This is a genomic window from Enterobacter cloacae complex sp. HYC003_NIDB (assembly GCF_056673375.1).
Map to the genome: position 1 here is coordinate 1,103,886 of NZ_CP114220.1, position 23,538 is coordinate 1,127,423.

Consider the following 23,538-nt stretch of genomic DNA (forward strand, 5'->3'; position numbering starts at 1 on the left):
GGTAGGCCGGGTAAGGCAACGCCGCCACCCGGCATGGCTGCATGCACGGTGCGGCCTGATGCCCTCACCCTGACCCTCTCCCACGGGAGAGGGGAATTTTGCAGAAACATTTCGCCACACTCCCATTTCACTCCCACCGTTTACATCTTAATCGACTTTCATTATTGTTATGTTATAACATTATTTTTGAATTGAGATATCCATGTCCCTGTTTTCGCTCTCATCCCCGGTTCGGCTGCTGCTGGCGCTGGTGCTCATTCTGTTTCTCGGCCTGGCCGTGCGCTGGGCGGTGGCGTTGCCATGATCGTGATGAACGACCTGGTGGCGGGTTACGAACGTCAGCCCGTTACGCGCGCGCTGTCCGGCGTGATTGAACGCGGGAGCATGACCGCTATCGTCGGGGCCAACGGCTGCGGCAAATCCACGCTGCTGAAAACGCTCGCCGGCTTTATTCCGCCCGTCAGCGGTACGTTTCGCTGGCAGGGGAGACGTCCGGTGGTGGGCTGGCTGGCGCAGCGTCACGCGCTGGAGGCGCAATTTCCTCTGACCGTGCAGGACGTGGTGAGTATGGGCTGCTGGCCAGCAATTTCTCTGTTTGCCGGTTTTCGTCGGGATACCCGCATGCGCATTGCTGGCGCGCTGGAGCGCGTGGGGCTGGAGTCCATGGCGCTCTCCACCATTGATGAACTTTCCGGCGGCCAGTTTCAGCGCATGCTGTTTGCCCGCGTTTTGGTGCAGCAGGCGCCGCTGGTGATGCTGGATGAGCCTTTCACCGGCGTCGATGAAGCGACCTGCAACGTGCTGATGGATCTGATGCTGGAGATGTATATGCAGGGGCAGACCCTGCTGGCGGTACTGCACGACAGCGAACGCGTCTCGCGCCACTTCCCACAAACGCTGCGGCTGGATGCTGATACGCCGCACTGGAAAACCGAGCGGGTGAGGGTGGCATGATCTGGCATCTCTTCTTCCAGCCGTTTATTGAGTACGGCTTTATGCGGCGCGCGCTGGTGGTTTGCCTGGCGCTCTCCGTCAGCACCACTGCGCTGGGCGTATTTCTTCAACTGCGTCGGATGAGCCTGATGGGGGACGCCCTTTCTCACGCCATTTTGCCGGGTGTCGCGGTGGGCTATCTGCTCAGCGGGATGTCGCTGCTGGCAATGACTGTCGGCGGGTTTATTGCCGGGATCGCCGTTGCGCTGGTGGCCGGGCTGGTCAGCCGCCGCACGCCGCTTAAAGAGGATGCCAGCTTCGCGGGGTTTTACCTGGGCTCGCTGGCGCTGGGCGTCACGCTGGTGTCGCTGCGCGGTTCAAATGTCGATCTGCTTCATCTTCTGTTTGGCTCCATTCTCGCCGTGGATAGCGCGTCAGCCCTGTTCGTGACGGGCGTTTGCATGTTCACGCTCCTCACGCTGGCGATTTTTTATCGGGGGCTGGTCAGCGAAGCGTTTGATACCGCGTGGTTGCAGGTGAACGCGCGCTGGCTGCCCGGGATGTTACACGGTCTGTTTCTGGCGCTGCTGGTGCTCAACCTGGTAGCCGGTTTTCAGGTGCTCGGCACGCTGATGGCCGTCGGGCTGATGATGTTACCCGCCGTGGCGGCACGCTGCTGGGTGCGCACATTGCCAGGGTTACTTTTGATGGCGGGTATCAGCGGTATTTTTTGCGCGTGGCTGGGCTTAAGCCTTTCCTGGGCAGTGAGTCTGCCCGCCGGGCCCTCCATTGTGCTGACCGCCAGCGCATTGTTCTTTATTTCAGTTTTATTTGGCACGCGCAGCAGGCTGGCGGATAGCCTGCGGGCGCTTTTTTAACGCAAGGGGAAACGATGAAACGTACAGGATTAGCCGTGGCGCTCGCGCTCGGCATGATGACGCACGGCGTAATGGCGAAAACGCTTAATGTGGTGACCAGCTTTTCCATCCTGGGAGACATCACGCAGCAGGTTGGCGGCGATCGTGTGAAGGTGACGACGCTGGTGGGGCCGGACGGTGATCCCCATACTTTCGAACCCTCGCCCAAAGACAGCGCGGCGCTGAGTAAAGCTGACGTGGTGGTGGTCAATGGGCTGGGGCTGGAGGGCTGGCTCGACCGTCTGGTGAAAGCCTCCGGATTCAAAGGCCAGCTGGTGGTTGCTTCGGACGGCGTGAAAACGCACACGCTGGAAGAGGACGGTAAAACCGTGACCGATCCGCACGCGTGGAACAGCGCGGCGAACGGCGCGCTGTATGCGCAAAATATTCTCTCAGGGCTGGTGAAGGCCGATCCTGAAGATACGGCGGCGCTTGAAGCTACCGGTAAACCCTATATTGCGCAGCTCTCTCAGCTGGACGGTTGGGCTAAAAAGCGTTTCAGCGACATCCCACAGGCGAAGCGCAAAGTGCTGACCAGCCACGACGCCTTCGGCTATTTCAGCCGCGCCTACGGCGTGACGTTTATGGCGCCGCAGGGGCTGTCGTCTGAGAGTGAAGCCAGCGCGGCGCAGGTAGCGGAGATCATCAATCAGATTAAAGCTGACGGCGTGAAAACCTGGTTTATGGAAAACCAGCTTGACCCACGCCTGGTGAAGCAGATTGCGACCGCCACGGGCGCCCAGCCGGGTGGTGAACTTTACCCGGAAGCGCTGTCCGCGAAGGGCGGCGTGGCGGACACCTACGTCAAGGCGTTTCGCCACAATGTGGACACCCTCGCTAACAGCATGAAATAAGCGTCTCTCTGGCCGATGCGTCCGCATCGGCTTTTTTCTGAAGCCCCCTCGTAAAACCCGACGCGCATCCCCATATTTGATGAGAAAGTGCTATCTTGTGCTGCATGTTTTTCTAAGGCCTGGAGCGAGAATGACTGACCATGAATTGATGCAGCTAAGCGAAGTGGTGGGGCTGGCGCTGAAACAGCGCGGCGCGACTCTCACGACCGCAGAATCCTGCACCGGCGGCTGGGTGGCGAAAGCAATTACCGATATTGCTGGCAGTTCCGCCTGGTTTGAACGCGGCTTTGTGACCTACAGTAACGAGGCGAAAGCGCAGATGATCGGCGTGCGTGAAGCCACGCTTGAGCAGCATGGCGCGGTCAGCGAGCCGGTGGTGATCGAGATGGCGATTGGCGCGCTGAAAGAGGCGCGCGCAGATTACGCTATCTCCATCAGCGGTATCGCGGGGCCGGACGGCGGCAGCGACGTGAAGCCTGTCGGCACCGTCTGGTTTGGCTTTGCCACCTCAAAAGGTGAAGGGATCACCCGCCGGGAATGCTTCAGCGGCGACCGCGAAAGCGTGCGTCGTCAGGCAACGGAATACGCGTTAAAAACGCTCTGGCAACAATTTCTACAAAATACTTGATACTGTATGACTATACAGTATAATTGCCTCAACAGAACAGAAGTCCATGGTGAAGCGCAGTTGCTTCTCCCGGCATGACAGGAGTAATAATGGCTATCGACGAAAACAAACAGAAAGCGTTGGCGGCAGCACTGGGCCAGATCGAAAAGCAATTCGGTAAAGGCTCCATCATGCGCCTGGGTGAAGACCGTTCCATGGATGTGGAAACTATCTCCACTGGTTCGCTTTCTCTTGATATCGCACTGGGCGCTGGCGGTTTGCCGATGGGCCGTATCGTAGAAATCTACGGTCCGGAATCCTCGGGTAAAACTACCCTGACGTTGCAGGTTGTTGCGGCGGCACAGCGCGAAGGTAAAACCTGTGCGTTTATCGATGCCGAGCACGCGCTGGACCCGGTCTATGCCCGTAAACTGGGCGTTGATATCGACAACCTGCTGTGCTCCCAGCCGGACACCGGCGAGCAGGCACTGGAAATTTGTGACGCGCTGGCGCGCTCAGGCGCGGTTGACGTGATCATCGTCGACTCCGTTGCGGCGCTGACGCCAAAAGCGGAAATTGAAGGTGAAATCGGTGACTCTCACATGGGCCTCGCGGCACGTATGATGAGCCAGGCGATGCGTAAGCTGGCGGGTAACCTGAAGCAGTCCAATACGCTGCTGATCTTCATCAACCAGATCCGTATGAAAATTGGTGTAATGTTCGGTAACCCGGAAACTACCACCGGCGGTAACGCTCTGAAATTCTACGCTTCTGTCCGTCTGGATATCCGCCGTATCGGCGCGGTGAAAGAGGGGGATAACGTAGTCGGTAGCGAAACCCGCGTGAAGGTTGTGAAGAACAAAATCGCAGCACCGTTCAAACAGGCTGAGTTCCAGATCCTCTACGGCGAAGGTATCAACTTCCTCGGCGAGCTGGTTGACCTGGGCGTGAAAGAGAAGCTGATTGAAAAAGCGGGCGCATGGTACAGCTACAACGGTGACAAGATTGGTCAGGGTAAAGCGAATGCTATCTCATGGCTGAAAGAGAACCCGGCGGCGGCGAAAGAGATTGAGAAGAAGGTGCGTGAACTCCTGCTGAACAACCAGGACTCTAAACCTGATTTCGTGGTCGACGGCGCGGATGCTGAAGAAACCAACGAAGACTTTTAATCCTCTCGGATAAAAATGAAGGGCTGCTGATGCGGCCCTTTTTGCATTTCTGAATCGACAGGTTTTTTATGAGTGAACCGACATCACGCCGACCAGCCTACTCACGCTTGCTGGATCGGGCCGTGCGTATTCTTGCCGTGCGTGACCATAGCGAACAGGAGCTGCGGCGGAAACTGTCAGCGCCCGTCATGAGCAAAAACGGTCCGGAAGACATTGATGCCACCGCGGAAGATTATGACCGCGTGGTTGCCTGGTGCTACGAGCATCACTATCTGGATGACGGCCGTTTTGCCGCTCGCTTTCTTGCCAGCCGTGGTCGTAAAGGCTATGGGCCAGCGCGTATCCGCCAGGAGCTGAACCAGAAAGGGGTAGCCCGTGAATCGATTGAAAAAGCCATGCGCGAAAGTGAAATTGACTGGTGCGAACTGGCGCGTGAGCAGGCGGTACGAAAGTACGGTGAGCCGCTGCCGCGTGAATTTTCAGAAAAAGTTAAAATCCAGCGCTTTTTGCTCTACCGCGGCTTCCTGATGGAAGATATTCAGGATATCTGGCGTAATTTTACCGATTGAACGCATGCGGGATTTTACTTCCCACTAAAGAAAACTTATCTTATTCCCACTTTTTCCAGTAGCTGGTCCGTCCAACTGTTTACAGATACAGATCTGCTGCGACATTTCGTTAGCTTGATTTCAGGATAATTATGAGCAAGAGCACCGCTGAGATCCGTCAGGCGTTTCTCGATTTTTTCCATAGTAAGGGACACCAGGTTGTTGCCAGCAGCTCCCTGGTACCGAACAATGACCCGACTCTGCTGTTTACCAACGCCGGGATGAACCAGTTCAAGGATGTGTTCCTTGGTCTCGACAAGCGTAATTATTCCCGCGCCACAACCTCACAGCGTTGCGTGCGTGCGGGCGGTAAACACAACGATCTGGAAAACGTCGGTTACACCGCGCGCCACCACACCTTCTTCGAAATGCTGGGTAACTTCAGCTTCGGCGACTATTTCAAACACGACGCCATTCAATACGCGTGGGAACTGCTGACCGGTGAAAACTGGTTCAATCTGCCGAAAGAGCGTCTGTGGGTGACCGTGTATGAGACCGATGACGAAGGGCGACACCGGCCCTTGCGGTCCGTGCACCGAGATCTTCTACGATCATGGCGACCACATCTGGGGCGGCCCTCCGGGAAGCGCGGAAGAAGATGGCGATCGCTACATTGAGATCTGGAACATCGTCTTCATGCAGTTCAACCGTCAGGCCGACGGCACCATGGAGCCGCTGCCAAAACCGTCCGTAGATACCGGTATGGGCCTTGAGCGTATCGCGGCCGTTCTGCAACACGTTAACTCCAACTATGAGATTGACCTGTTCAGCACCCTGATCAAAGCCGTTGCTGAGGTAACGGGCGCAACCGATCTGAGCAACAAATCACTGCGCGTTATCGCAGACCATATTCGTTCCTGTGCGTTCCTGATTGCTGACGGCGTTATCCCGTCGAATGAAAACCGTGGCTATGTGCTGCGTCGTATCATTCGTCGTGCGATCCGCCATGGCAACATGCTGGGCGCGAAGGACACCTTCTTCTATAAACTCGTTGGGCCACTGATTGGCGTGATGGGCTCTGCCGGTGACGAGCTGAAACGCCAGCAGGCGCAGGTTGAACAGGTTCTGAAAACCGAAGAAGAGCAGTTTGCCCGTACGCTGGAACGCGGTCTGGCGCTGCTGGACGACGAGCTGGCGAAACTCAAGGGCGACACGCTGGATGGCGAAACCGCTTTCCGCCTGTACGACACCTACGGCTTCCCGGTTGACCTGACCGCGGACGTTTGCCGCGAGCGCAACATCAAAGTTGACGAAGCAGGCTTTGAAGCCGCAATGGAAGAACAGCGTCGTCGTGCGCGTGAATCCAGCGGTTTTGGCGCGGACTACAACGCGATGATCCGCGTTGATAGCGCGTCTGAATTTAAAGGCTACGAAGAGCTGGCCCTGACCAGCAACGTGACCGCGCTGTTTGTTGACGGTAAAGCCGTAGACAGCATTAGCGCGGGCCAGGAAGCGGTTGTTATCCTGGATAAAACGCCGTTCTATGCGGAATCGGGCGGCCAGGTTGGCGATAAAGGCGAACTGAAAGGCAATGGCTTCAGCTTCAGCGTAAGCGATACCCAGAAATACGGTCAGGCAATTGGTCACCAGGGCAAACTGGTTTCCGGCTCTCTGAAAGTGGGCGAGGGCGTTCAGGCCAACGTTGACGAGGCTCGCCGCGCGCGCATTCGTCTGAACCACTCGGCAACCCACCTGATGCACGCAGCCCTGCGCGAAGTGCTGGGTACGCACGTTGCACAGAAAGGTTCTCTGGTTAATGACAAAGTGCTGCGTTTCGACTTCTCGCATTTTGAAGCGATGAAGCCGTCTGAAATTCGTGCGGTGGAAGACCTGGTGAATGCCCAGATCCGCCGTAACCTGCCAATCGAAACCCACATCATGGATCTCGAGGCAGCGAAGAAGAAAGGTGCGATGGCGCTGTTTGGCGAGAAATATGACGACCGCGTTCGCGTGCTGAGCATGGGCGACTTCTCTACCGAACTGTGTGGCGGTACTCACGCATCCCGCACCGGTGACATCGGCTTGTTCCGCATCGTTTCCGAGTCGGGGACGGCGGCAGGCGTGCGTCGTATTGAGGCGGTGACCGGGGAAGGCGCGATTGCCAGCCTGCATGCGCAGAGCGACCAGCTGCACGAGATCGCGCAGCTGCTGAAAGGCGATAGTCAGAACCTGGGCGAAAAAGTGCGTGTCGCGCTGGATCGTACCCGTCAGCTGGAAAAAGAACTCCAGCAGCTGAAAGAACAGGCTGCGGCGCAGGAGAGCGCAAACCTCTCCAGCAAAGCGGTAGACATTAAGGGCGTCAAACTGCTGGTCAGCGATCTGGCGGGCGTTGAGCCTAAGATGCTGCGTACCATGGTCGACGATCTGAAGAACCAGCTTGGTTCGACGGTTATCGTGCTGGCAACGGTCGCAGAGGGTAAGGTTGTGCTGGCAACGGTCGCAGAGGGTAAGGTTTCTCTGATTGCGGGCGTCTCTAAGGATGTGACGGATCGTGTTAAAGCAGGGGAACTGATTGGCATGGTCGCCCAGCAGGTGGGTGGCAAAGGTGGCGGTCGTCCGGACATGGCGCAAGCCGGTGGTACGGATGCGGCGGCACTTCCCGCGGCATTAGCCAGCGTTGAAAGCTGGGTAAGCGCGAAACTGTAATAACTACAAAGCACAAGCAGACGCCATAGCGGTAACGTTATGGCGTCTTGCTCACTGCGCTATCGATAACGATAAAGTCAGGTTGAGTTTGTGTATATCGGCTAAACTTACGTTTAACAGAATGTGATGCCGTGACTGCTTACACTTTACGTGTTTGTCATCGCTTACTTTTTGGCGTTATATGATGGATAATGCCGGGATACAAGAGACCCGACTCTTTTAATCTTTCAAGGAGCAAAGAATGCTGATTCTGACTCGTCGAGTTGGTGAGACCCTCATGATTGGGGATGAGGTCACCGTGACAGTTTTAGGGGTAAAGGGTAACCAGGTACGTATTGGTGTTAACGCTCCTAAAGAAGTATCTGTCCACCGTGAAGAGATCTACCAGCGTATCCAGGCTGAAAAATCCCAGCAGTCCAGTTACTGATATTGTCGCGTCTCGCTGTCGGGCGAGACGCAACCCTCCTGCTATTTTTCCTGCATAAAGTTACCGTTCTATTTCAAACGCTTCGTTTTTGACCACTCTCATAATCTTATCTCATCCAAAAGACGCGCTTCTCTCAACACAATTCTGTGAAGATGCCTGCAAAATCCGCTTATAAAACACTCTCTTTGCGGCTTTTACATGCGAATTGGGTGCGAATTGTGCAAACGAAAAAAGCATGTGGAAAATTGTTTGACTTATAAGTCCCAGAAAGTAATATATGCGCCACGCAGCGACGAGAAGCTCTTAACGAGTTGCTCGAAGCACTTGAAAGAGGCGTTGTGTGGTGAGGTGGCCGAGAGGCTGAAGGCGCTCCCCTGCTAAGGGAGTATGCGGTCAAAAGCTGCATCCGGGGTTCGAATCCCCGCCTCACCGCCATTTTGCATCCGTAGCTCAGCTGGATAGAGTACTCGGCTACGAACCGAGCGGTCGGAGGTTCGAATCCTCCCGGATGCACCATCTATTACTTCATATTGCTTTCGAAGTGATATGAATATCGAGCAGTACAGTAGTAAATCCCGATGCATCCGTAGCTCAGCTGGATAGAGTACTCGGCTACGAACCGAGCGGTCGGAGGTTCGAATCCTCCCGGATGCACCATTTACTATTTCTGAAAGCAGTTCCCTGATGCATCCGTAGCTCAGCTGGATAGAGTACTCGGCTACGAACCGAGCGGTCGGAGGTTCGAATCCTCCCGGATGCACCATTTACTGTTTCTAAAAGCATTTCCCCGATGCATCCGTAGCTCAGCTGGATAGAGTACTCGGCTACGAACCGAGCGGTCGGAGGTTCGAATCCTCCCGGATGCACCATATTCTCCCCCTTTGTTTATTCCTTCGACGTTTCGTCAGCAATCACTCTCTCTGTCAGCGACAAAAATCCCCTTTTACGATAAAGTAATGCTTTGTTAATCGTTTAGCGAGAGCACGATGTACGCACAGTATGACGGTTTGATCTTCGACATGGACGGCACCCTCCTGGATACCGAACCCACGCATCGTCAGGCCTGGACCGAAGTCCTGGGCCGTTACGGTATGCGTTTCGATTTACAGGCGATGATTGCCCTCAATGGATCGCCCACCTGGCGTATCGCACAGGCCGTGATTGAGCTGAATCAGGCCGATCTCGACCCGCATCAGCTCGCGCGTGAAAAAACCGACGCGGTAAAAGCCATACTGTTAGACACCGTGCAGCCTTTACCACTCATTGACGTCGTCAAGGAGTGGCACGGGCGTCGTCCTATGTCTGTCGGCACGGGCAGCGAGAGCGCGATTGCTGAAGCGCTACTCAACCACCTTGGCCTGCGCCACTATTTTTCTGCCGTCGTTGCCGCCGATCATGTTAAACATCACAAACCCGCACCGGATACCTTCCTGCTCTGTGCAGAATTAATGGGTGTTCCACCTGCAAAATGCGTGGTGTTTGAAGATGCTGATTTTGGCATTCAGGCCGCGCGTGATGCCGGAATGGCGGCGGTGGATGTTCGCTTACTGTGAGTGACGCGCTGTCACTCGCTTCATTATTCGCCAGCAGTTTTTTAAGCTCCACCCTCTTACCGGGGAATTCGGAAGTGGTGCTGGTGGCGATGCTGTTGTCCGGCGTAAGTCAGCCCTGGTTGCTGGTCTTAATAGCAACAATGGGTAATAGCCTTGGAGGGCTGACTAACGTTATTCTTGGACGTTTCTTTCCGCTACGCGAAAAATCTCGCTGGCAGGAAAAGGCAGTCGGCTGGCTAAAACGCTATGGCGCTGCCACGCTGTTATTAAGCTGGATGCCTGTAATAGGCGATTTACTGTGTCTGCTGGCGGGATGGATGCGCATTTCCTGGGGACCGGTGCTCTTTTTTTTGTGCCTTGGCAAGGCGTTACGCTATGTTTTACTGGCATGGGTAACACTACAGGGTATGACGTGGTGGCACTAATTGGTGGAATGAATTCGCGACCTTCAATCGTCAACCATTACAATTATGCTGAGTGACAATTTTTTGACAGGCGGGAGGTCAAATTGATCCCGGACGTATCACAGGCGCTGGCCTGGCTGGAAAATCACCCTCAGGCACTGAAGGGTATTCAGCGTGGGCTTGAGCGCGAAACGCTGCGCGTAAATGCGGATGGTAGCTTAGCGACTACGGGACACCCGAAGGCGTTAGGCTCGGCGCTGACACATAAATGGATCACAACCGATTTCGCCGAAGCGCTGCTGGAGTTCATCACGCCAGTAGACGGTGATATTGATCATATGCTGACGATCATGCGCGACGTGCATCGCTTCACCGCCCGCAACCTCGGCGACGAGCGTATGTGGCCGCTCAGCATGCCGTGCTATATCGAGCAGGGGCAGGATATCGAGCTGGCGCAGTACGGCACCTCGAATATTGGTCGGCTGAAAACACTGTATCGCGAAGGACTGAAAAATCGCTACGGCGCACTGATGCAGACGATCTCTGGCGTGCACTACAATTTCTCTCTGCCGATGGCGTTCTGGCAGGCGAAGTGCGGTGAAACGGATAAAGAAGCGATCTCCGCGGGCTATTTCCGCCTGATCCGCAACTACTACCGCTTTGGCTGGGTTATTCCGTATCTGTTCGGCGCGTCACCGGCCGTCTGTTCTTCGTTCCTGCAAGGGAAACCGACCACGCTGCCGTTCGAGAAGACCGAATGTGGCATGTATTACCTGCCGTATGCGACCTCCCTGCGCCTGAGCGACCTTGGCTATACCAATAAATCGCAAAGTAATCTCGGAATTACGTTTAACGATCTGCACGAATATGTGGCAGGCTTGAAGCGGGCGATAAAAACCCCGTCGGAAGAGTACGAAAAAATCGGCCTCGAAAAAGACGGTAAGCGCCTGCAAATTAACACCAACGTATTGCAGATTGAAAACGAGCTGTATGCGCCTATTCGTCCGAAGCGCGTAACGCGCAGCGGTGAAACGCCGTCGGATGCGCTACAGCGCGGCGGGATCGAATACATTGAAGTGCGCTCGCTGGATATCAACCCGTTCTCACCGATTGGCGTTGACGAACAGCAGGTTCGCTTCCTTGACCTGTTTATGGTCTGGTGCGTACTGGCGGATGCGCCGGAAATGAGTTCCGACGAACTGCTGTGTACCCGTGCCAACTGGAATCGCGTGATTCTGGAAGGGCGCAAGCCGGGTCTGACGTTAGGTATTGGCTGTGAAACGGCTCAGTTCCCACTGTCTAAGGTAGGGAAGGATCTGTTCCATGACCTGAAGCGCGTAGCCCAGACGCTGGACAGCGTGTACGGCGGCGAAGCTTACCAGAAGGTCTGCGACGAACTGGTTGAAAGCTTTGATAACCCGGAACTGACATTCTCAGCACGTATTCTGCGTTCTATGATTGAGCAGGGAATTGGTGGCACAGGGCGTTCACTCTCAGCGGCGTACCGTGAGATGCTGATGCAGGAGCCGTTAGAGATCCTGAGCGAAGCGGATTTTGTGGCAGAGCGTGATGCGTCCGTTGTGCGTCAGAAAGAGGTCGAAGCGGCGGATACGGAGTCGTTTGAGGCGTTTCTGGCGAAGCAGGCCTGAACCAAAAAGAAAAAGGCCACATCGCTGTGGCCAAAATATACATCTCTGAATTCAGGGATGATGATAACAAATGCGCGTCTTTCATATACTCAGACGCGCATTCTGTAGAAGAGTTCAGTTTATTTTAAAAAAATCACTATCGGAGGTGACGTATGCCGTTATTAGATAGCTTTACTGTCGACCATACCCGTATGGAAGCACCAGCAGTCCGCGTGGCGAAGACCATGAACACGCCGCACGGCGACACGATCACCGTTTTCGACCTGCGCTTCTGCGTGCCCAATAAAGAAGTGATGCCAGAGAAAGGCATTCACACGCTGGAACACCTGTTCGCCGGATTCATGCGCGACCACCTGAACGGCAACGGCGTGGAGATCATCGATATCTCTCCGATGGGCTGCCGCACAGGTTTCTACATGAGCCTGATTGGTCAGCCTGATGAGAAACGCGTCGCGGATGCGTGGAAAGCGGCGATGGAAGACGTGCTGAAGGTGAAAGAGCAGAACCAGATCCCTGAGCTGAACGTTTACCAGTGCGGCACTTACCAGATGCACTCTCTGGAAGAAGCTCAGGAGATTGCCCGTCATATCATCGAACGTGATGTTCGTGTAAACAGCAATGACGAGCTGGCCCTGCCAAAAGAAAAACTTCAGGAACTGCACATTTAGTATCGTGCCTGTGGATGCCCGGTGGCGCTTCGCTGACCGGGCCTACAATCCTGATGACGACAACCACCACCTTCTCCTTTACCCATCGCCCGCTTGTGCCGTTTTCGCATGATTATGCTCATGGCGACAGCGAACCGTGGCATCAGCACGACTGCGCGCAGCTCCTGCACAGCCTCACCGGCGTCGTGCGGGTCGATACCGCATCCGGCTGCTGGGTGGTGCCGCCCGGTCGCGGCGTCTGGCTACCTGCGGGTACGCAGCACGCCTTGCGCATCACCGGCAACGTTGCTGCCCGCACGCTGTTTATCGACCCGCTGGCGCGCGCCGATCTTCCGGCGACCTGCCAGATCGTGCAGATCTCGCCCCTGCTGCGCGAGCTGATCCTGACCTCCCTTACGCTTCCTGAATCTTACGCACCCGGAAGCCGCGATGAACGTGTTTATGAGCTGATCCTCGATGAAATTCGCCTCATGCCGGTACTGCCGTTTCACCTGCCCGAGCCGGAAAGCGAAGCGCTGCGCCACCTCTGCCAGCAGATTCGAATGGCCCCGGGAGAAAGCTGGAGCAGCGCCCAGGCCGCAGGTATTGTGGGGATGAGCGAACGCACGCTGAACCGCCATTTTCAGCAGCAGACAGGCCTGAGCTACGGCGAGTGGGTGAGAAGGGCGCGACTGCTGGAAGCCTTAGTGCGGCTGGCGCAGGGCCAGCCGGTATTACGCGTGGCGCTGGATTTGGGGTATGGCAGCCACAGCGCCTTTACGGCAATGTTTCGCCGGGTAATGGGTCTCTCACCCAGCGATTACTTCAGGAACGACTGACTGCGTTAAAAAGCGCCTGAATCGACGCGCGTGCCACGTCGCTGTCGATGCCCACGCCCCAGCGGCTGGTCCCATCCTGGAACAGGCAGCGGATATAGGCCACCGAGCGGCTGTCGCTGCGTTCGCCTAACGTATGTTCGTGATAATCCTTGATCACAAACGGTGCGTTGATCCAGCGGCTTAAGCCGTGAGCGGCGGCGGAGAGCAAACCGTTTCCCTGGCCTTCCAGCTGGCGGGTGCCCCCTTGCGTGGCGACGCTTGCCGTCAGCCGCAGCTGGCCGTCCTGCTGGCTGTCGCTGCGGTACGATTGCAGCGCTAATGGCGGGCTCGCCACCAGGCCGTAGCGGGCGCGGAACAGCTGCCAGAGCGCATTCTGCGTCATCTCTTTTCCATGGTTATCCGTTTCCTGCTGCACGTGCTGGCTAAAATCCTGTTGCAGGGCGCGAGGCAATTTCAGGCCGTGGTTTTGCTCAATAAGCCAGGCGCTTCCGCTTTTTCCTGACTGGCTGTTCACGCGGATCACCGCTTCATAGGTACAGCCAATATCCTGCGGGTCGACGGGCAGATAGGGCATCTCCCAGCGTTCGCCAGGCTTACGGGCATCGAAACCTTTCTTGATGGCATCCTGGTGCGAGCCGGAGAAGGCGGTGTAAGCCAGACGACCCGCCCACGGATGGCGCGGATGGACGGGCAGCTGGTTGCAGGTTTCTACCGTTTCAACCACCCGATTCATATCACTGAAATCCAGATTCGGGCTAATGCCCTGGCTGTAGAGGTTCATCGCCAGCGTCACCAGGCAGACGTTGCCCGTGCGCTCACCGTTACCAAACAGGCAGCCCTCCACGCGGTCAGCCCCGGCCATGACGGCCAGCTCTGCGCTGGCGACGCCGGTACCGCGATCGTTATGCGGGTGCACGCTGATACAGACGTCACTGCGGCGGCTGAAGTGGCGGCAGAAATACTCGATCTGGTCGGCATAGACGTTCGGCGTGCTCACCTCGACGGTAGCGGGCAGGTTGACGATCATCGGACGCGCCGCGCACGGCTGCCAGATCTCCGCCACGGCTTCACAAATCTCCAGCGCAAACTCCGGTTCGGTAAAGCAGAAGGTTTCCGGGGAGTACTCGTACTGCCAGCAGGTGTCAGGGTTCTCTTCACACAGCTGACGAATCAGGCGCGTCGCGCGCGTCGCCAGCTCGACGATTTGCGCTTTCTCCATGCCGAATACCAGACGGCGGAACAGCGGGGCGGTGGCGTTATACAGGTGAACGGTGGCCTGCTTCGCGCCGCGCAGGGAGTCGAAAGTGCGACGGATAAGATCGTCCCGCGCCTGCGTTAACACCTGAATGGTGACGTCATCCGGGATGCGGTTCTCCTCAATCAACTGACGCACAAAATTGAAGTCCGTCTGCGAGGCGGACGGGAAGGCGACTTCGATTTCTTTAAACCCGCAGCTCAGCAGCAGATCCCAGAATTGCAGCTTGCGCGCGCTGTCCATCGGCTCGGCCAGCGCCTGGTTACCGTCGCGTAAGTCGGTCGAGAGCCAGCGCGGGGCGCGGGTAATAATCTGCTCCGGCCAGCGGCGGTCGGGCAACGAAAGGGTGGGGTAAGGCTGGTATTTGTCGGCGGGTGTGTTCAGCATGGTGCGCTCCTGTTGTCTTTTCACTATCGTGAATCGATTTCAGGCGCGCTGCTTTATCGGAACTGACAATCGCTGTCGCGTTTTGGACAAGGGGGGCGATTGTTGCCCGGTGGCGCTGCGCTTACCGGGCCTACGATCGTAGGCCGGGTAAGGCGTAGCCGCCACCCGGCAACCCGTGCACAGGGCTAGTGCGCCCCACCGCCCCCGCTACCGGCCCCAAACGGTGGTTTGGCAAACCACACCAGCCCCAGCAGGACGATGAAGATCCCCGCCGATATCCAGAAAATCTCGTTTGCCGAGATAATCAGCCCCTGGTTGGTGATCTGCTGGGCAAGCCAGCCGGACGCCTGCTGCTCCGTCATCCCCATCCCCTCAAGCTGGCTATACATCTGCTGAGCGTTAGGGTTGAACGGGTTCACCGCTTCGGTGAGTTGAGCATGGTGCATCGATTCCCGGTTGGTCCACAGCGTGGTGGTGATCGAAGTCCCGATGGAGCCCGCCAGCGTACGGGTGAAGTTCGACAGGCTCGATGCCGCCGCCATCCGCTCAGGCGGTAAGCCGGAAAGCGTAATGGTGGTCAGCGGCATAAAGAAGCACGCTACGGCGAAGCCCTGAATAAACTGCGGCCACGCGGAGGCGCCAAAGTCCATTCCCGGTTCAAACGTATACGCGCGCCAGTAGAAGCACACGGCGTACATGATGAAGCTGAACGTCACCAGCCTGCGCATGTCGAGCTTATGGGCGAAACGGCCAATAATCGGCGACAGCAGAACCGGAATTAACCCCACCGGCGCGGAGGCCAGCCCCGCCCAGGTTGCGGTATAGCCGTACACCTCCTGCAACAGCTGCGGCAGCAGAACAATCGCGCCGAAGTAGAGCATATAGGCGAGGCTGATACAGAGGCAGCCGATGGTGAAGTTTCGCGATTTAAACAGCGAGAGGTCGACTATCGGATTATCGTCCGTCAGCTCCCAGACAATCAGGAAGCTGATGGCCACCACGGCGACCACCGTCAGCACAATGATTTCCGTAGAGGCAAACCAGTCCAGCTCTTTGCCGCGGTCGAGCATGATTTGCAGGCTGCCGATGCCGACAACCAGCAGAGCCAGCCCGATGCCGTCGATCCGCCGCTGTTCGGTCCGCGTTTCGCGACCACGCAGAGACTGTAGCGTCATCAGCACCACCAGCGCACCGATGGGCACGTTGATGAAGAAGATCCAGCCCCAGTGATAGTTATCGCTGATATAGCCGCCGAGGATTGGCCCGCAAATTGGGGCGACGATCACCGTCATCGACCACAGCGCGAGCGCGATGGAGCGCTTGGCGGGCGGATAGTTGTTCAGCAGCAAACTCTGCGACAGCGGAATCAACGGCCCGGCGACAATCCCCTGGATGACGCGGAAGAAAATCAGCATCGTCAGGCTGCTGGACATGCCGCAGGCCCAGGAGGCCAGCACGAACAGGATCGTCGACCAGAGGAACAGCTTCACTTCACCGACGCGCTTCGCCAGCCAGCCGGTGATGGGAATGGAGATGGCGTTCGCCACCCCGAACGAGGTAATGACCCAGGTCCCCTGGCTCAGCGATGAGCCAAGGTTCCCGGCGATCGTAGGGATCGCCACGTTTGCGATGGTGGAGTCCAGCACCTGCATGAATGTCGCCAGCGACAGCGCAATGGTCATAATGACCAGCTGCGCCCCCTCCAGCGGTTTTTGCGGCTTTTGCTGTTGCATAACGCTCACCTTCGGCTTAACCGGCGTTTGCCTTCACGATGTCATCGATCAGCTTATTGACCGGATCGAGGCTAATTTCACGGGCGTTACTTTCATAAGCTGGCGTACTGCGCACCTGGCTTGCGAGGATCTGACCGTCGCGGTTAGCGGTATCGACCGTCACCAGCGTGGAAAGGCCAATTCGCAGCGGATGGTCTGCCAGCTGCTTAGGATCCAGCTCGATACGCACAGGCAAGCGCTGTACCACTTTGATCCAGTTGCCGGTGGCGTTCTGTGCAGGCAGCAGGCTGAACGCGCTGCCGGTCCCCATGTCCAGACCGACCACTTTTCCGGTGTACTTGACGTCATCGCCGTAAATATCGCTGACCACGGTCGCGGTCTGGCCGATACGCATATGCGCCAGCTGGGTCTCTTTGAAGTTCGCATCGACCCACAGATTGTTCGCCGGAACGACCGCCATCAGCGGCGTGGTGGTGCTAATCTGCGCCCCAGGCTGTACGGAACGACGGGAAACGTAGCCGGTCATCGGGCTGACGATTTTGGTACGTTGCAGGGCAAGCCATGCGTTACGCACTTCGGTCGCCGCCTGTTTCACCGCTGGCTGGTTTTCCAGAGAGGTGCCCAACACCATCGCCTGGTTGGCGTTGTACTGTTGGATCGCCACGTCCAGCTGCGCCTGTGCGCTGGCCACCGCATCGCGGGCGTGCTGCAACTCTTCACGGCCAATCAGGTTGGCGGTGCCGAGAGGAACACGACGATTGAGGTCGCTCTGCGCCTGAGCCAGGGCCGTTTTCTGCACGTCGATATTGGCCTGAAGCTGCTTGCTGTTGATCATCAGCTGGCGGGTCTGGCGAACGCTGGAGGCCAGCGCCGTCTGTGCTTTTTCAAACGCCTGTTGGGCGTCGGTCGGGTCGAGCGTGACCAGCACATCGCCTTTTTTCACAAAGTCGGTGTTATCAGCCCAGACTTTCGTCACGCTGCCTGACACCTGGGCCATGATTTGAACCTGATTCCCTGCCACGTATGCATCGTCTGTCTCTTCAACATGACGCAAGACTAAAAACCAATAGATCCCATATGCCACGGCAATAATAATAAAGAGCAAGGTCAGCAGAATAAGGGCGCTCTTACGTTTGCCCTTTTTGTTGGCCGGTTGCTGCGGGAGGGTGTTCTCCGCATTTGCGCTCATTGTTGTTCTCCACGATCTTTTTATTTTCACATCGGCTGAGCCGACCTGTTGTCAGAAAGGCCAGCAGTTTCACGTGCTGGCCTGTCAGTTTTTCTTTTTAGCAATCTGGAATGTTGAGCGGATCGTCGCGTTAGCGCAGCGCCTCAAGGATGACGCCGTCTTCATCCATCTGGTCCAGACGGGTGAGCAGCTTGCGAGTAATGTGCTCAAGCTGGTCGCGCTCGGCGGTGCTGAGGGCAGACCAGAGCTGGTGCAGGCAGTTGTGCTGCGGTGGCAGCACTTCGCGCAAGAATTCGTGACCTTTCTCGGTCAGTTGCAGATGCAGGCAGCGGCGATCGTTATCGCTTTCACGGCGTTCAATCCAGCCGCGCTTTTCCAGTTCATCCGCGATACGCGTCGCATTGGTACGGGATGACCCCAGCGCACAGCTCAGTTCCGACGGCTGAATGCTGTGATTTTCCTGAGACTCCAGCGTAATCAACGCCATAAACAACGTCTCGTTAATCCCCTGCGCTTTCAGCATCTTGTTACGATTTTCCAGCAGCTTACCCTGCATGTGCATGCACAGGCGGGTCAGCAGGATTTCCTGATACGGGAAGTCCTCATGACGACTGGCGCGGAACTTAAGCATTTGTTCAATGGGCGTAAACGAACTATCCATTTTGGGCATAACCTCATTAATTACAGCCGATATAGTAACGACAGTGACAAATAATGTAAATGAATTATTTGTGCGGTTATATCCGCCAAACGTATGTCACCATCAGAAAGCGCCGGGTAAATCCGTGACCCGGTGAGCACAGAGAGCGTGGGGTGTGTACCCGCGAAAGAGGGGATGTGAGGACAGGGGTCTGAACTATTCATGCCGGTAGTAAATATGTCACCCACAGTAAAATTTCTGGGATAAATGATTACCGTTACCTTAACAGATGCAGGCCCCCTTTACACCCCAGGGGGCCCAAAGCAATGTAAAACTTAGTGAATTGCTTCCTGACGGTGATAGCCGCGCCACCATACCAGCAGATTTATCGCCGCGACGATGGCGCCGATGGCGCATACGCCCGTCCAGCCCGCGTGCTGCCAGGCGGAGGCTGAGATGAGCGAGCCCGCCGCGCCGCCGATAAAGTAGCTGGTCATGTACCCGGCCGTCAGACGGTTACGGGCATCCGGCTTCACGCGGTAAATCACGGTCTGGTTGGTGATATGTACACCCTGCACGGTGAGGTCGAGCACCAGAATACCGACAATCAGCGCCAGCACGGAGACGTGTCCGTACCAGATGGCCGCCCAGGAGAGCAGGAGTAAAACCAGCCCTGCGGAGGTGGTCATATGAGATTTGCCTTTGTCGGCCAGCCCACCCGCCGGGCGCGCGCCCAGTGCGCCAGCCGCGCCTGCCAGCCCGAACAGGCCAATCACGCCTTCTGAGTAGTTAAACGGCGGCGCGGCGAGCAGAAACGCCATCGACGTCCATAAGATGCTGAAGTTAGCGAAGGTGAGACACCCCAGAACGGCGCGCGTGCGCAGGAGTTTATCCCGGGTGAAGAGGCTGAAAACGGAGGCGAGGAGTTGCGGATAGTTCAGGTGATTTTCCTGCTTCACCCTTGGCAGGCCGCGCCACAGAGCCAGCGCCATGATAACCATCAGCACGCTCGCCACCCAGTAAACGGTGCGCCAGCCGCCGAGGCTCGCCAGCAGCCCGGCAACGGTTCGCGCCAGCAGGATGCCCAGCAGCAGGCCGCTCATGATAGTGCCGACCACTTTGCCGCGTTTTTCCGGGGAAGCCAGCGTCGCGGCGAGGGGAACCAGAATTTGCGCCACCACCGAGAACAGCCCCGTCAGCGCGGTGCCGATAATCATCATCGTTAACGACTGGCTGCTGGCGGTGATCAACATCCCGCCCGCCGCCAGCAGTGTCATGGAGACGATAAGCATCCGGCGCTCAAACATATCGCCTAATGGCACCAGGAACAGCAGCCCGGCCGCATAGCCGAGCTGTGCGGCGGTGACAATAAACCCGGCGGAGCTGGCTGAAAGATCGAAGGCGCGTGCGATGGTGTCGAGCAGTGGTTGTGCGTAATAGTTGCTGGCGACGGCCAGACCCGTTGCCACGGACATTAAAAGGATGAGTGCGGGGCTAAGCCCTTGAGTTGTTTTTGTCATTAGTTTCAGGAATCGTGAGTTAAGTGATTATTTTTCCGGAAACATAATAACCAATGATGGTGAATGTTGGGGAATTGTTACGTGGTGGATTGTGCGGTTAAGGTTGGGTGCGGTTTGATCCCCTCACCCCGACCCTCTCCCAGGGGGAGAGGGTGGTCATCGTTCCCTCTTCCCCTGGGAGAGGTTAGGGTGAGGGAAAATGTTTTACTTCTGCGCCTCAAGCGCCTCTTTCACCCAGCCATCGAACTGCTGCTGGTGGGCTTTGATCCAGCCATCCACGTGGCCTTTGATATCAGCTTCGGATGATTTACCCGCGTGCATCATCGCGTTCTGGGCGTTAATGTCTGCCAGCGGCAGTTTCATCACCGAGAACAGCTTCGCCGCCGCCGGGTTTTTCTCGGCCCAGGCTTTGTTCGCCACGATATGCATGGTGTTCACCGGGAAGCCATAGTTCATGCCGTTTGGCAGTTTGGTGTCGATATCTTTCTGCTCGCCCGGCAGGGAGGAGAAGGGCACCTGCAACCACACCACGTCTTTGCCCGGCTTCAGCACGTCGCTCACCCAGTACGGCGTCCAGGTGTAGTAGATCACCGGCTTGCCTTCTTTAAAGCGGGCGATGGTGTCGGCCATCATCGCAGAGTAATTGCCGTGGCTCACGTCGACGGTCTTCGCCAGATCGAAGGCTTTGTTCTGGTGGTTAATCACCGCTTCACAGCCCCAGCCCGGCGAACAGCCCATCATGTCGGCTTTACCGTCACCGTTGGTATCAAACAGTTTTGCGATCTTCGGATCTTTCAGCTGTTCAATATTGGTGATGTGATATTTATCGGCGGTTTTCTTGTCGATCAGATATCCCTGCGCAGCGCCGGTCACAAAGGTGCCTTCGCGGTAGAATTTCTTGTCACCGCCTGCGGCGGCATACATGTCGTCGTGCAGCGGCTGCCAGTTCACGGCGGTAAAGGTGGCATCACCGGAGGCAATGGAGGTATAGCCCACGTTGTAATCCACTTCGCTGGCGGTATTCACCGTATAGCCCAGTTTCTCCAGCGCACGGCTGACAATCTGGGTCTGGAAGGACTCTTCCGAAATGGTGCTCTGCACCGGCTGCACGGTAATGCCTTTGCCCGGCAGGTCAGCGGCAACTGCGCTGGTGGAGACAAGGGTCGCAAACGCTGTGGCAAAAAGTACGTTATGTCGCATCGTTGTTCCTTATTTTGTAAATGGGCGGGTGAGTAACCCGACAGGGCCGGTGGTGTACCAGCGACGGTTGCCGCGACTACGTGAATCACGACCGACAGCCTGGGTCAGGCGGTCAAGAATGATGGCGAGGATCACAATCCCGACGCCGCCGACGGTCGCCAGCCCCATATCGAGACGGCCAATGCCGCGCAGTACCATCTGACCTAACCCGCCAACGGCAATCATCGAGGCGATCACCACCATCGACAGCGCCAGCATCAGCGTCTGGTTAACACCTGCCATGAATGGTCGGCATCGCCAGCGGAAGCTGAACCTTAAACAGCATCTGACGCGGGCTGGCGCCGAACGAGCGCGATGCCTCTATCAGATCCGCAGGCACCTGGTTAATGCCCAGAATGGTCAGGCGAATAATCTGTGGCAGGGCGAAGATAATGGTCACGACCACCCCCGGTACGTTACCGATGCCGAACAGCATCACGATAGGCACCAGGTAAACGAACGCTGGCGTGGTCTGCATCGCATCCAGCAGCGGGCGGATAATCTTCGCGGCCCGGGGGCTGCGCGCCAGCCAGATCCCCATCGGCAGGCCGATCACCACGCAGAACAGCAGGGCGGTCAGCACCAGCGCCAGGGTGATCATCGCCTGAGACCACGCGCCAATCGCGCCGATGGCAATCAGGGAGATCAGCGTGGCGATCCCCATACCCGCGCTGCCGAACTGCCATGCGATCAGCGAGAACAGGATAATCGCCACCGGCGCGGGCATGCCCAGCATCAGCTGCTGGAAGCCGTTCAGGATGTAATCCACCGGGATGCGGATCCCCTGGAACACCGGACGGAAGTGGGTAACGACCCAGTCGATCCCCTCCGTTACCCAGCTATCCAGCGGGATCAGCGTCTTGTGGAACGGATCCATAATATTGAAATGCTCTGGGGCAGACGCTGGTGCGCTGTTGAGCCAGTCTGCCGCGCCGCCGCCATCGGCAGGCGCAGGCGTCGACCCCCACGCATCGGCAGATTGCGCCGCGCTGTCCGCTGCTTCAGTGGTGCCCCATGGGTTTGATTGATCAGCCATTGTTTGTCCCCTCGCGATCTAAAGCCTGTAGCAGCATCCGTTTTGAGATGATGCCAACGTACTGTTGTTCTTCACCGACGACCGGCACGGCGCACGGCGCCTGACCCACGTGAGAGAGCAACTCGCTGAGCGGCGTTTCGGCGTCCACGGCAAGCGGAGCGTCAATCAACGCCGCATCGATTCCCTGGTTTTCGCTCAGGGCGGTTTTCAGAGAGTCGATGGAGACCACGCCGACAAATTTATTGCCGCGTTCAACCAGATAACCGTATTCACGGTCTTCGTCCTGCAACAGCTTCAGCGCGGAGCGCGGGCCAAAACCTGGCGTTTTACGAATAATGCCGTTTGGTGTTCGACGGGCAATATCTTTCGCACTGAATACGTGGCTAATATCCACGCCGCGGAAGAAGGTGCGCACATAATCATTCGCCGGATTATTGAGAATTTCATCCGGTGTGCCGACCTGCACCACTTCACCATTTTGCATAATGGCGATACGGTCGCCAATACGCATGGCTTCATCCAGATCGTGAGAAATAAAAACAATGGTGCGCTGATGTTTGGCCTGTAATTTTACCAGCTCATCCTGCATCTCGGTGCGAATTAAGGGATCGAGCGCTGAGAAGGCTTCGTCCATTAATAAGATGTCCGGATTAATCGCTAATGCGCGCGCTAATCCCACACGCTGACGCATACCGCCGGAGAGTTCATCCGGATACGCATGAGCATAATTTTCCAGCCCGACCTGACGCAGTGCATCAAGGGCTTTTTCCTGACGTTCCTGAGCGGGCGTGCCGGCTAACTCCATGCCAAAGGCGGTATTATCGAGTACCGTCATGTGCGGCATCAGTGCAAATGACTGAAACACCATCGCAATTTTCTTTCTGCGCACCTCACGGAGATCTGCGTCTGATATTCTGGCGATATCCACGCCGTCTATCAGCACCTGTCCGCGGGTGGGTTCAATCAGGCGATTGAGAAGGCGAACCATAGTGGATTTACCCGAACCGGATAATCCCATGATGACAAAAATCTCGCCTTCTTCAATGGCCAGACTGGCGTCTTTAACGCCAAGCGATAGCCCGGTTTTTTCCAGAATTTGCTCTTTCGTAAGGCCTTTCTCAATATATTTGAATGCGCGCTGCGGGTGCTCGCCAAATACTTTATAAAGATTTTTCACTTCTAATTTAATTGCCATGCAATAGAGAGTGTCCTGTTATTTGTTTATGTCGATATGATTACCATGGTAAATAGTTAACTGGCATTACCCTAACATACTCAGAATCTGA

Annotated in this window: 19 protein-coding genes, 5 tRNA genes and 2 pseudogenes; 18 read left to right on the forward strand and 8 right to left on the reverse strand. The window is 56.6% G+C overall.

The genetic code is table 11. The features are described from left to right. The first annotated feature begins 300 nt into the window (after positions 1-300). From O1722_RS05265 to O1722_RS05350, 18 genes and pseudogenes are all read left to right on the forward strand, one after another. Positions 301-954 carry a metal ABC transporter ATP-binding protein gene (locus O1722_RS05265; RefSeq protein ID WP_033487571.1) on the forward strand — a complete coding sequence of 218 codons (654 nt, stop codon included), beginning with the start codon at positions 301-303 and terminating at the stop codon, positions 952-954. Next, positions 951-1,811 carry a metal ABC transporter permease gene (locus O1722_RS05270; RefSeq protein ID WP_015571669.1) on the forward strand — a complete coding sequence of 287 codons (861 nt, stop codon included), beginning with the start codon at positions 951-953 and terminating at the stop codon, positions 1,809-1,811. The genes O1722_RS05265 and O1722_RS05270 overlap by 4 nt, the downstream gene beginning before the upstream one ends. Positions 1,812-1,825: 14 nt before the next feature. Continuing rightward, the gene (locus O1722_RS05275; RefSeq protein WP_022649141.1) at positions 1,826-2,704 is read left to right on the forward strand and encodes a metal ABC transporter substrate-binding protein; all 879 of its coding nucleotides are present in this window, start codon (positions 1,826-1,828) and stop codon (positions 2,702-2,704) included. A 130-nt stretch (positions 2,705-2,834) separates the two neighbouring features. After that, the gene (gene pncC / locus O1722_RS05280) at positions 2,835-3,332 is read left to right on the forward strand and encodes a nicotinamide-nucleotide amidase (protein WP_003862172.1); all 498 of its coding nucleotides are present in this window, start codon (positions 2,835-2,837) and stop codon (positions 3,330-3,332) included. 89 nt (positions 3,333-3,421) lie between these two features. Beyond that, positions 3,422-4,480, forward strand: a complete 1,059-nt coding sequence (gene recA / locus O1722_RS05285) for a recombinase RecA (protein ID WP_015571667.1) — start codon at positions 3,422-3,424, stop codon at positions 4,478-4,480. A 68-nt stretch (positions 4,481-4,548) separates the two neighbouring features. Further along, on the forward strand, positions 4,549-5,049 hold the full coding sequence (recX, locus tag O1722_RS05290; protein WP_017382782.1) for a recombination regulator RecX: 501 nt from the start codon (positions 4,549-4,551) through the stop codon (positions 5,047-5,049). A gap of 131 nt (positions 5,050-5,180) precedes the next feature. Beyond that, positions 5,181-7,734: pseudogene (gene alaS, locus O1722_RS05295) on the forward strand (alanine--tRNA ligase). Between the two features lie 241 nt (positions 7,735-7,975). Further along, a complete protein-coding gene (gene csrA / locus O1722_RS05300) occupies positions 7,976-8,161 on the forward strand; it encodes a carbon storage regulator CsrA (RefSeq protein WP_000906486.1) in 186 nt (61 codons plus the stop codon). 342 nt (positions 8,162-8,503) lie between these two features. After that, positions 8,504-8,596: transfer RNA gene (locus O1722_RS05305), tRNA-Ser, on the forward strand. Between the two features lie 4 nt (positions 8,597-8,600). Then, positions 8,601-8,677: transfer RNA gene (locus O1722_RS05310), tRNA-Arg, on the forward strand. Between the two features lie 64 nt (positions 8,678-8,741). Beyond that, positions 8,742-8,818, forward strand: a tRNA-Arg gene (locus O1722_RS05315). A 29-nt stretch (positions 8,819-8,847) separates the two neighbouring features. Further along, positions 8,848-8,924: transfer RNA gene (locus O1722_RS05320), tRNA-Arg, on the forward strand. A gap of 29 nt (positions 8,925-8,953) precedes the next feature. Then, positions 8,954-9,030 (forward strand) — tRNA-Arg (locus O1722_RS05325). 117 nt (positions 9,031-9,147) lie between these two features. After that, a complete protein-coding gene (gene yqaB, locus O1722_RS05330) occupies positions 9,148-9,714 on the forward strand; it encodes a fructose-1-phosphate/6-phosphogluconate phosphatase (RefSeq protein WP_015571665.1) in 567 nt (188 codons plus the stop codon). Continuing rightward, entirely contained in the window at positions 9,711-10,139 is a 429-nt protein-coding gene (locus O1722_RS05335; protein WP_017692791.1) for a YqaA family protein, read from the forward strand. The genes yqaB and O1722_RS05335 overlap by 4 nt, the downstream gene beginning before the upstream one ends. 83 nt (positions 10,140-10,222) lie before the next feature. Then, positions 10,223-11,767 (forward strand): glutamate--cysteine ligase, encoded by a 1,545-nt coding sequence (gshA, locus tag O1722_RS05340; RefSeq protein WP_033487556.1) that lies wholly within the window; start codon positions 10,223-10,225, stop codon positions 11,765-11,767. Between the two features lie 152 nt (positions 11,768-11,919). Next, positions 11,920-12,435, forward strand: coding sequence for an S-ribosylhomocysteine lyase (gene luxS / locus O1722_RS05345; RefSeq protein ID WP_017382778.1), 516 nt, complete (start codon positions 11,920-11,922; stop codon positions 12,433-12,435). Between the two features lie 53 nt (positions 12,436-12,488). Further along, complete coding sequence (locus O1722_RS05350; RefSeq protein ID WP_003862181.1) at positions 12,489-13,253, forward strand: AraC family transcriptional regulator; 765 nt, start codon at positions 12,489-12,491, stop codon at positions 13,251-13,253. Here the strand turns inward: O1722_RS05350 and leuA are convergent. The 8 genes and pseudogenes from leuA to proV all read right to left on the reverse strand — a co-directional run bounded on the left by leuA (position 13,240) and on the right by proV (position 23,447). Continuing rightward, positions 13,240-14,895, reverse strand: coding sequence for a 2-isopropylmalate synthase (gene leuA, locus O1722_RS05355; protein WP_032654746.1), 1,656 nt, complete (start codon positions 14,893-14,895; stop codon positions 13,240-13,242). The genes O1722_RS05350 and leuA overlap by 14 nt on opposite strands. Positions 14,896-15,080: 185 nt before the next feature. Beyond that, entirely contained in the window at positions 15,081-16,628 is a 1,548-nt protein-coding gene (gene emrB / locus O1722_RS05360; protein WP_006811709.1) for a multidrug efflux MFS transporter permease subunit EmrB, read from the reverse strand. A gap of 16 nt (positions 16,629-16,644) precedes the next feature. After that, on the reverse strand, positions 16,645-17,817 hold the full coding sequence (gene emrA / locus O1722_RS05365) for a multidrug efflux MFS transporter periplasmic adaptor subunit EmrA (RefSeq protein WP_017382776.1): 1,173 nt from the start codon (positions 17,815-17,817) through the stop codon (positions 16,645-16,647). Between the two features lie 130 nt (positions 17,818-17,947). Further along, a complete protein-coding gene (gene emrR, locus O1722_RS05370; RefSeq protein ID WP_017694792.1) occupies positions 17,948-18,478 on the reverse strand; it encodes a multidrug efflux transporter EmrAB transcriptional repressor EmrR in 531 nt (176 codons plus the stop codon). A gap of 314 nt (positions 18,479-18,792) precedes the next feature. Next, positions 18,793-19,977, reverse strand: coding sequence for an MFS transporter (locus tag O1722_RS05375; RefSeq protein ID WP_033487554.1), 1,185 nt, complete (start codon positions 19,975-19,977; stop codon positions 18,793-18,795). A gap of 204 nt (positions 19,978-20,181) precedes the next feature. Continuing rightward, positions 20,182-21,177, reverse strand: coding sequence for a glycine betaine/L-proline ABC transporter substrate-binding protein ProX (proX, locus tag O1722_RS05380; protein WP_017382774.1), 996 nt, complete (start codon positions 21,175-21,177; stop codon positions 20,182-20,184). 9 nt (positions 21,178-21,186) lie between these two features. Further along, a pseudogene (proW, locus tag O1722_RS05385) lies at positions 21,187-22,252 on the reverse strand (glycine betaine/L-proline ABC transporter permease ProW). Then, a complete protein-coding gene (gene proV / locus O1722_RS05390; protein WP_015571658.1) occupies positions 22,245-23,447 on the reverse strand; it encodes a glycine betaine/L-proline ABC transporter ATP-binding protein ProV in 1,203 nt (400 codons plus the stop codon). Before proV ends, proW begins: the two are co-directional and overlap by 8 nt. Positions 23,448-23,538: the final 91 nt, after the last annotated feature.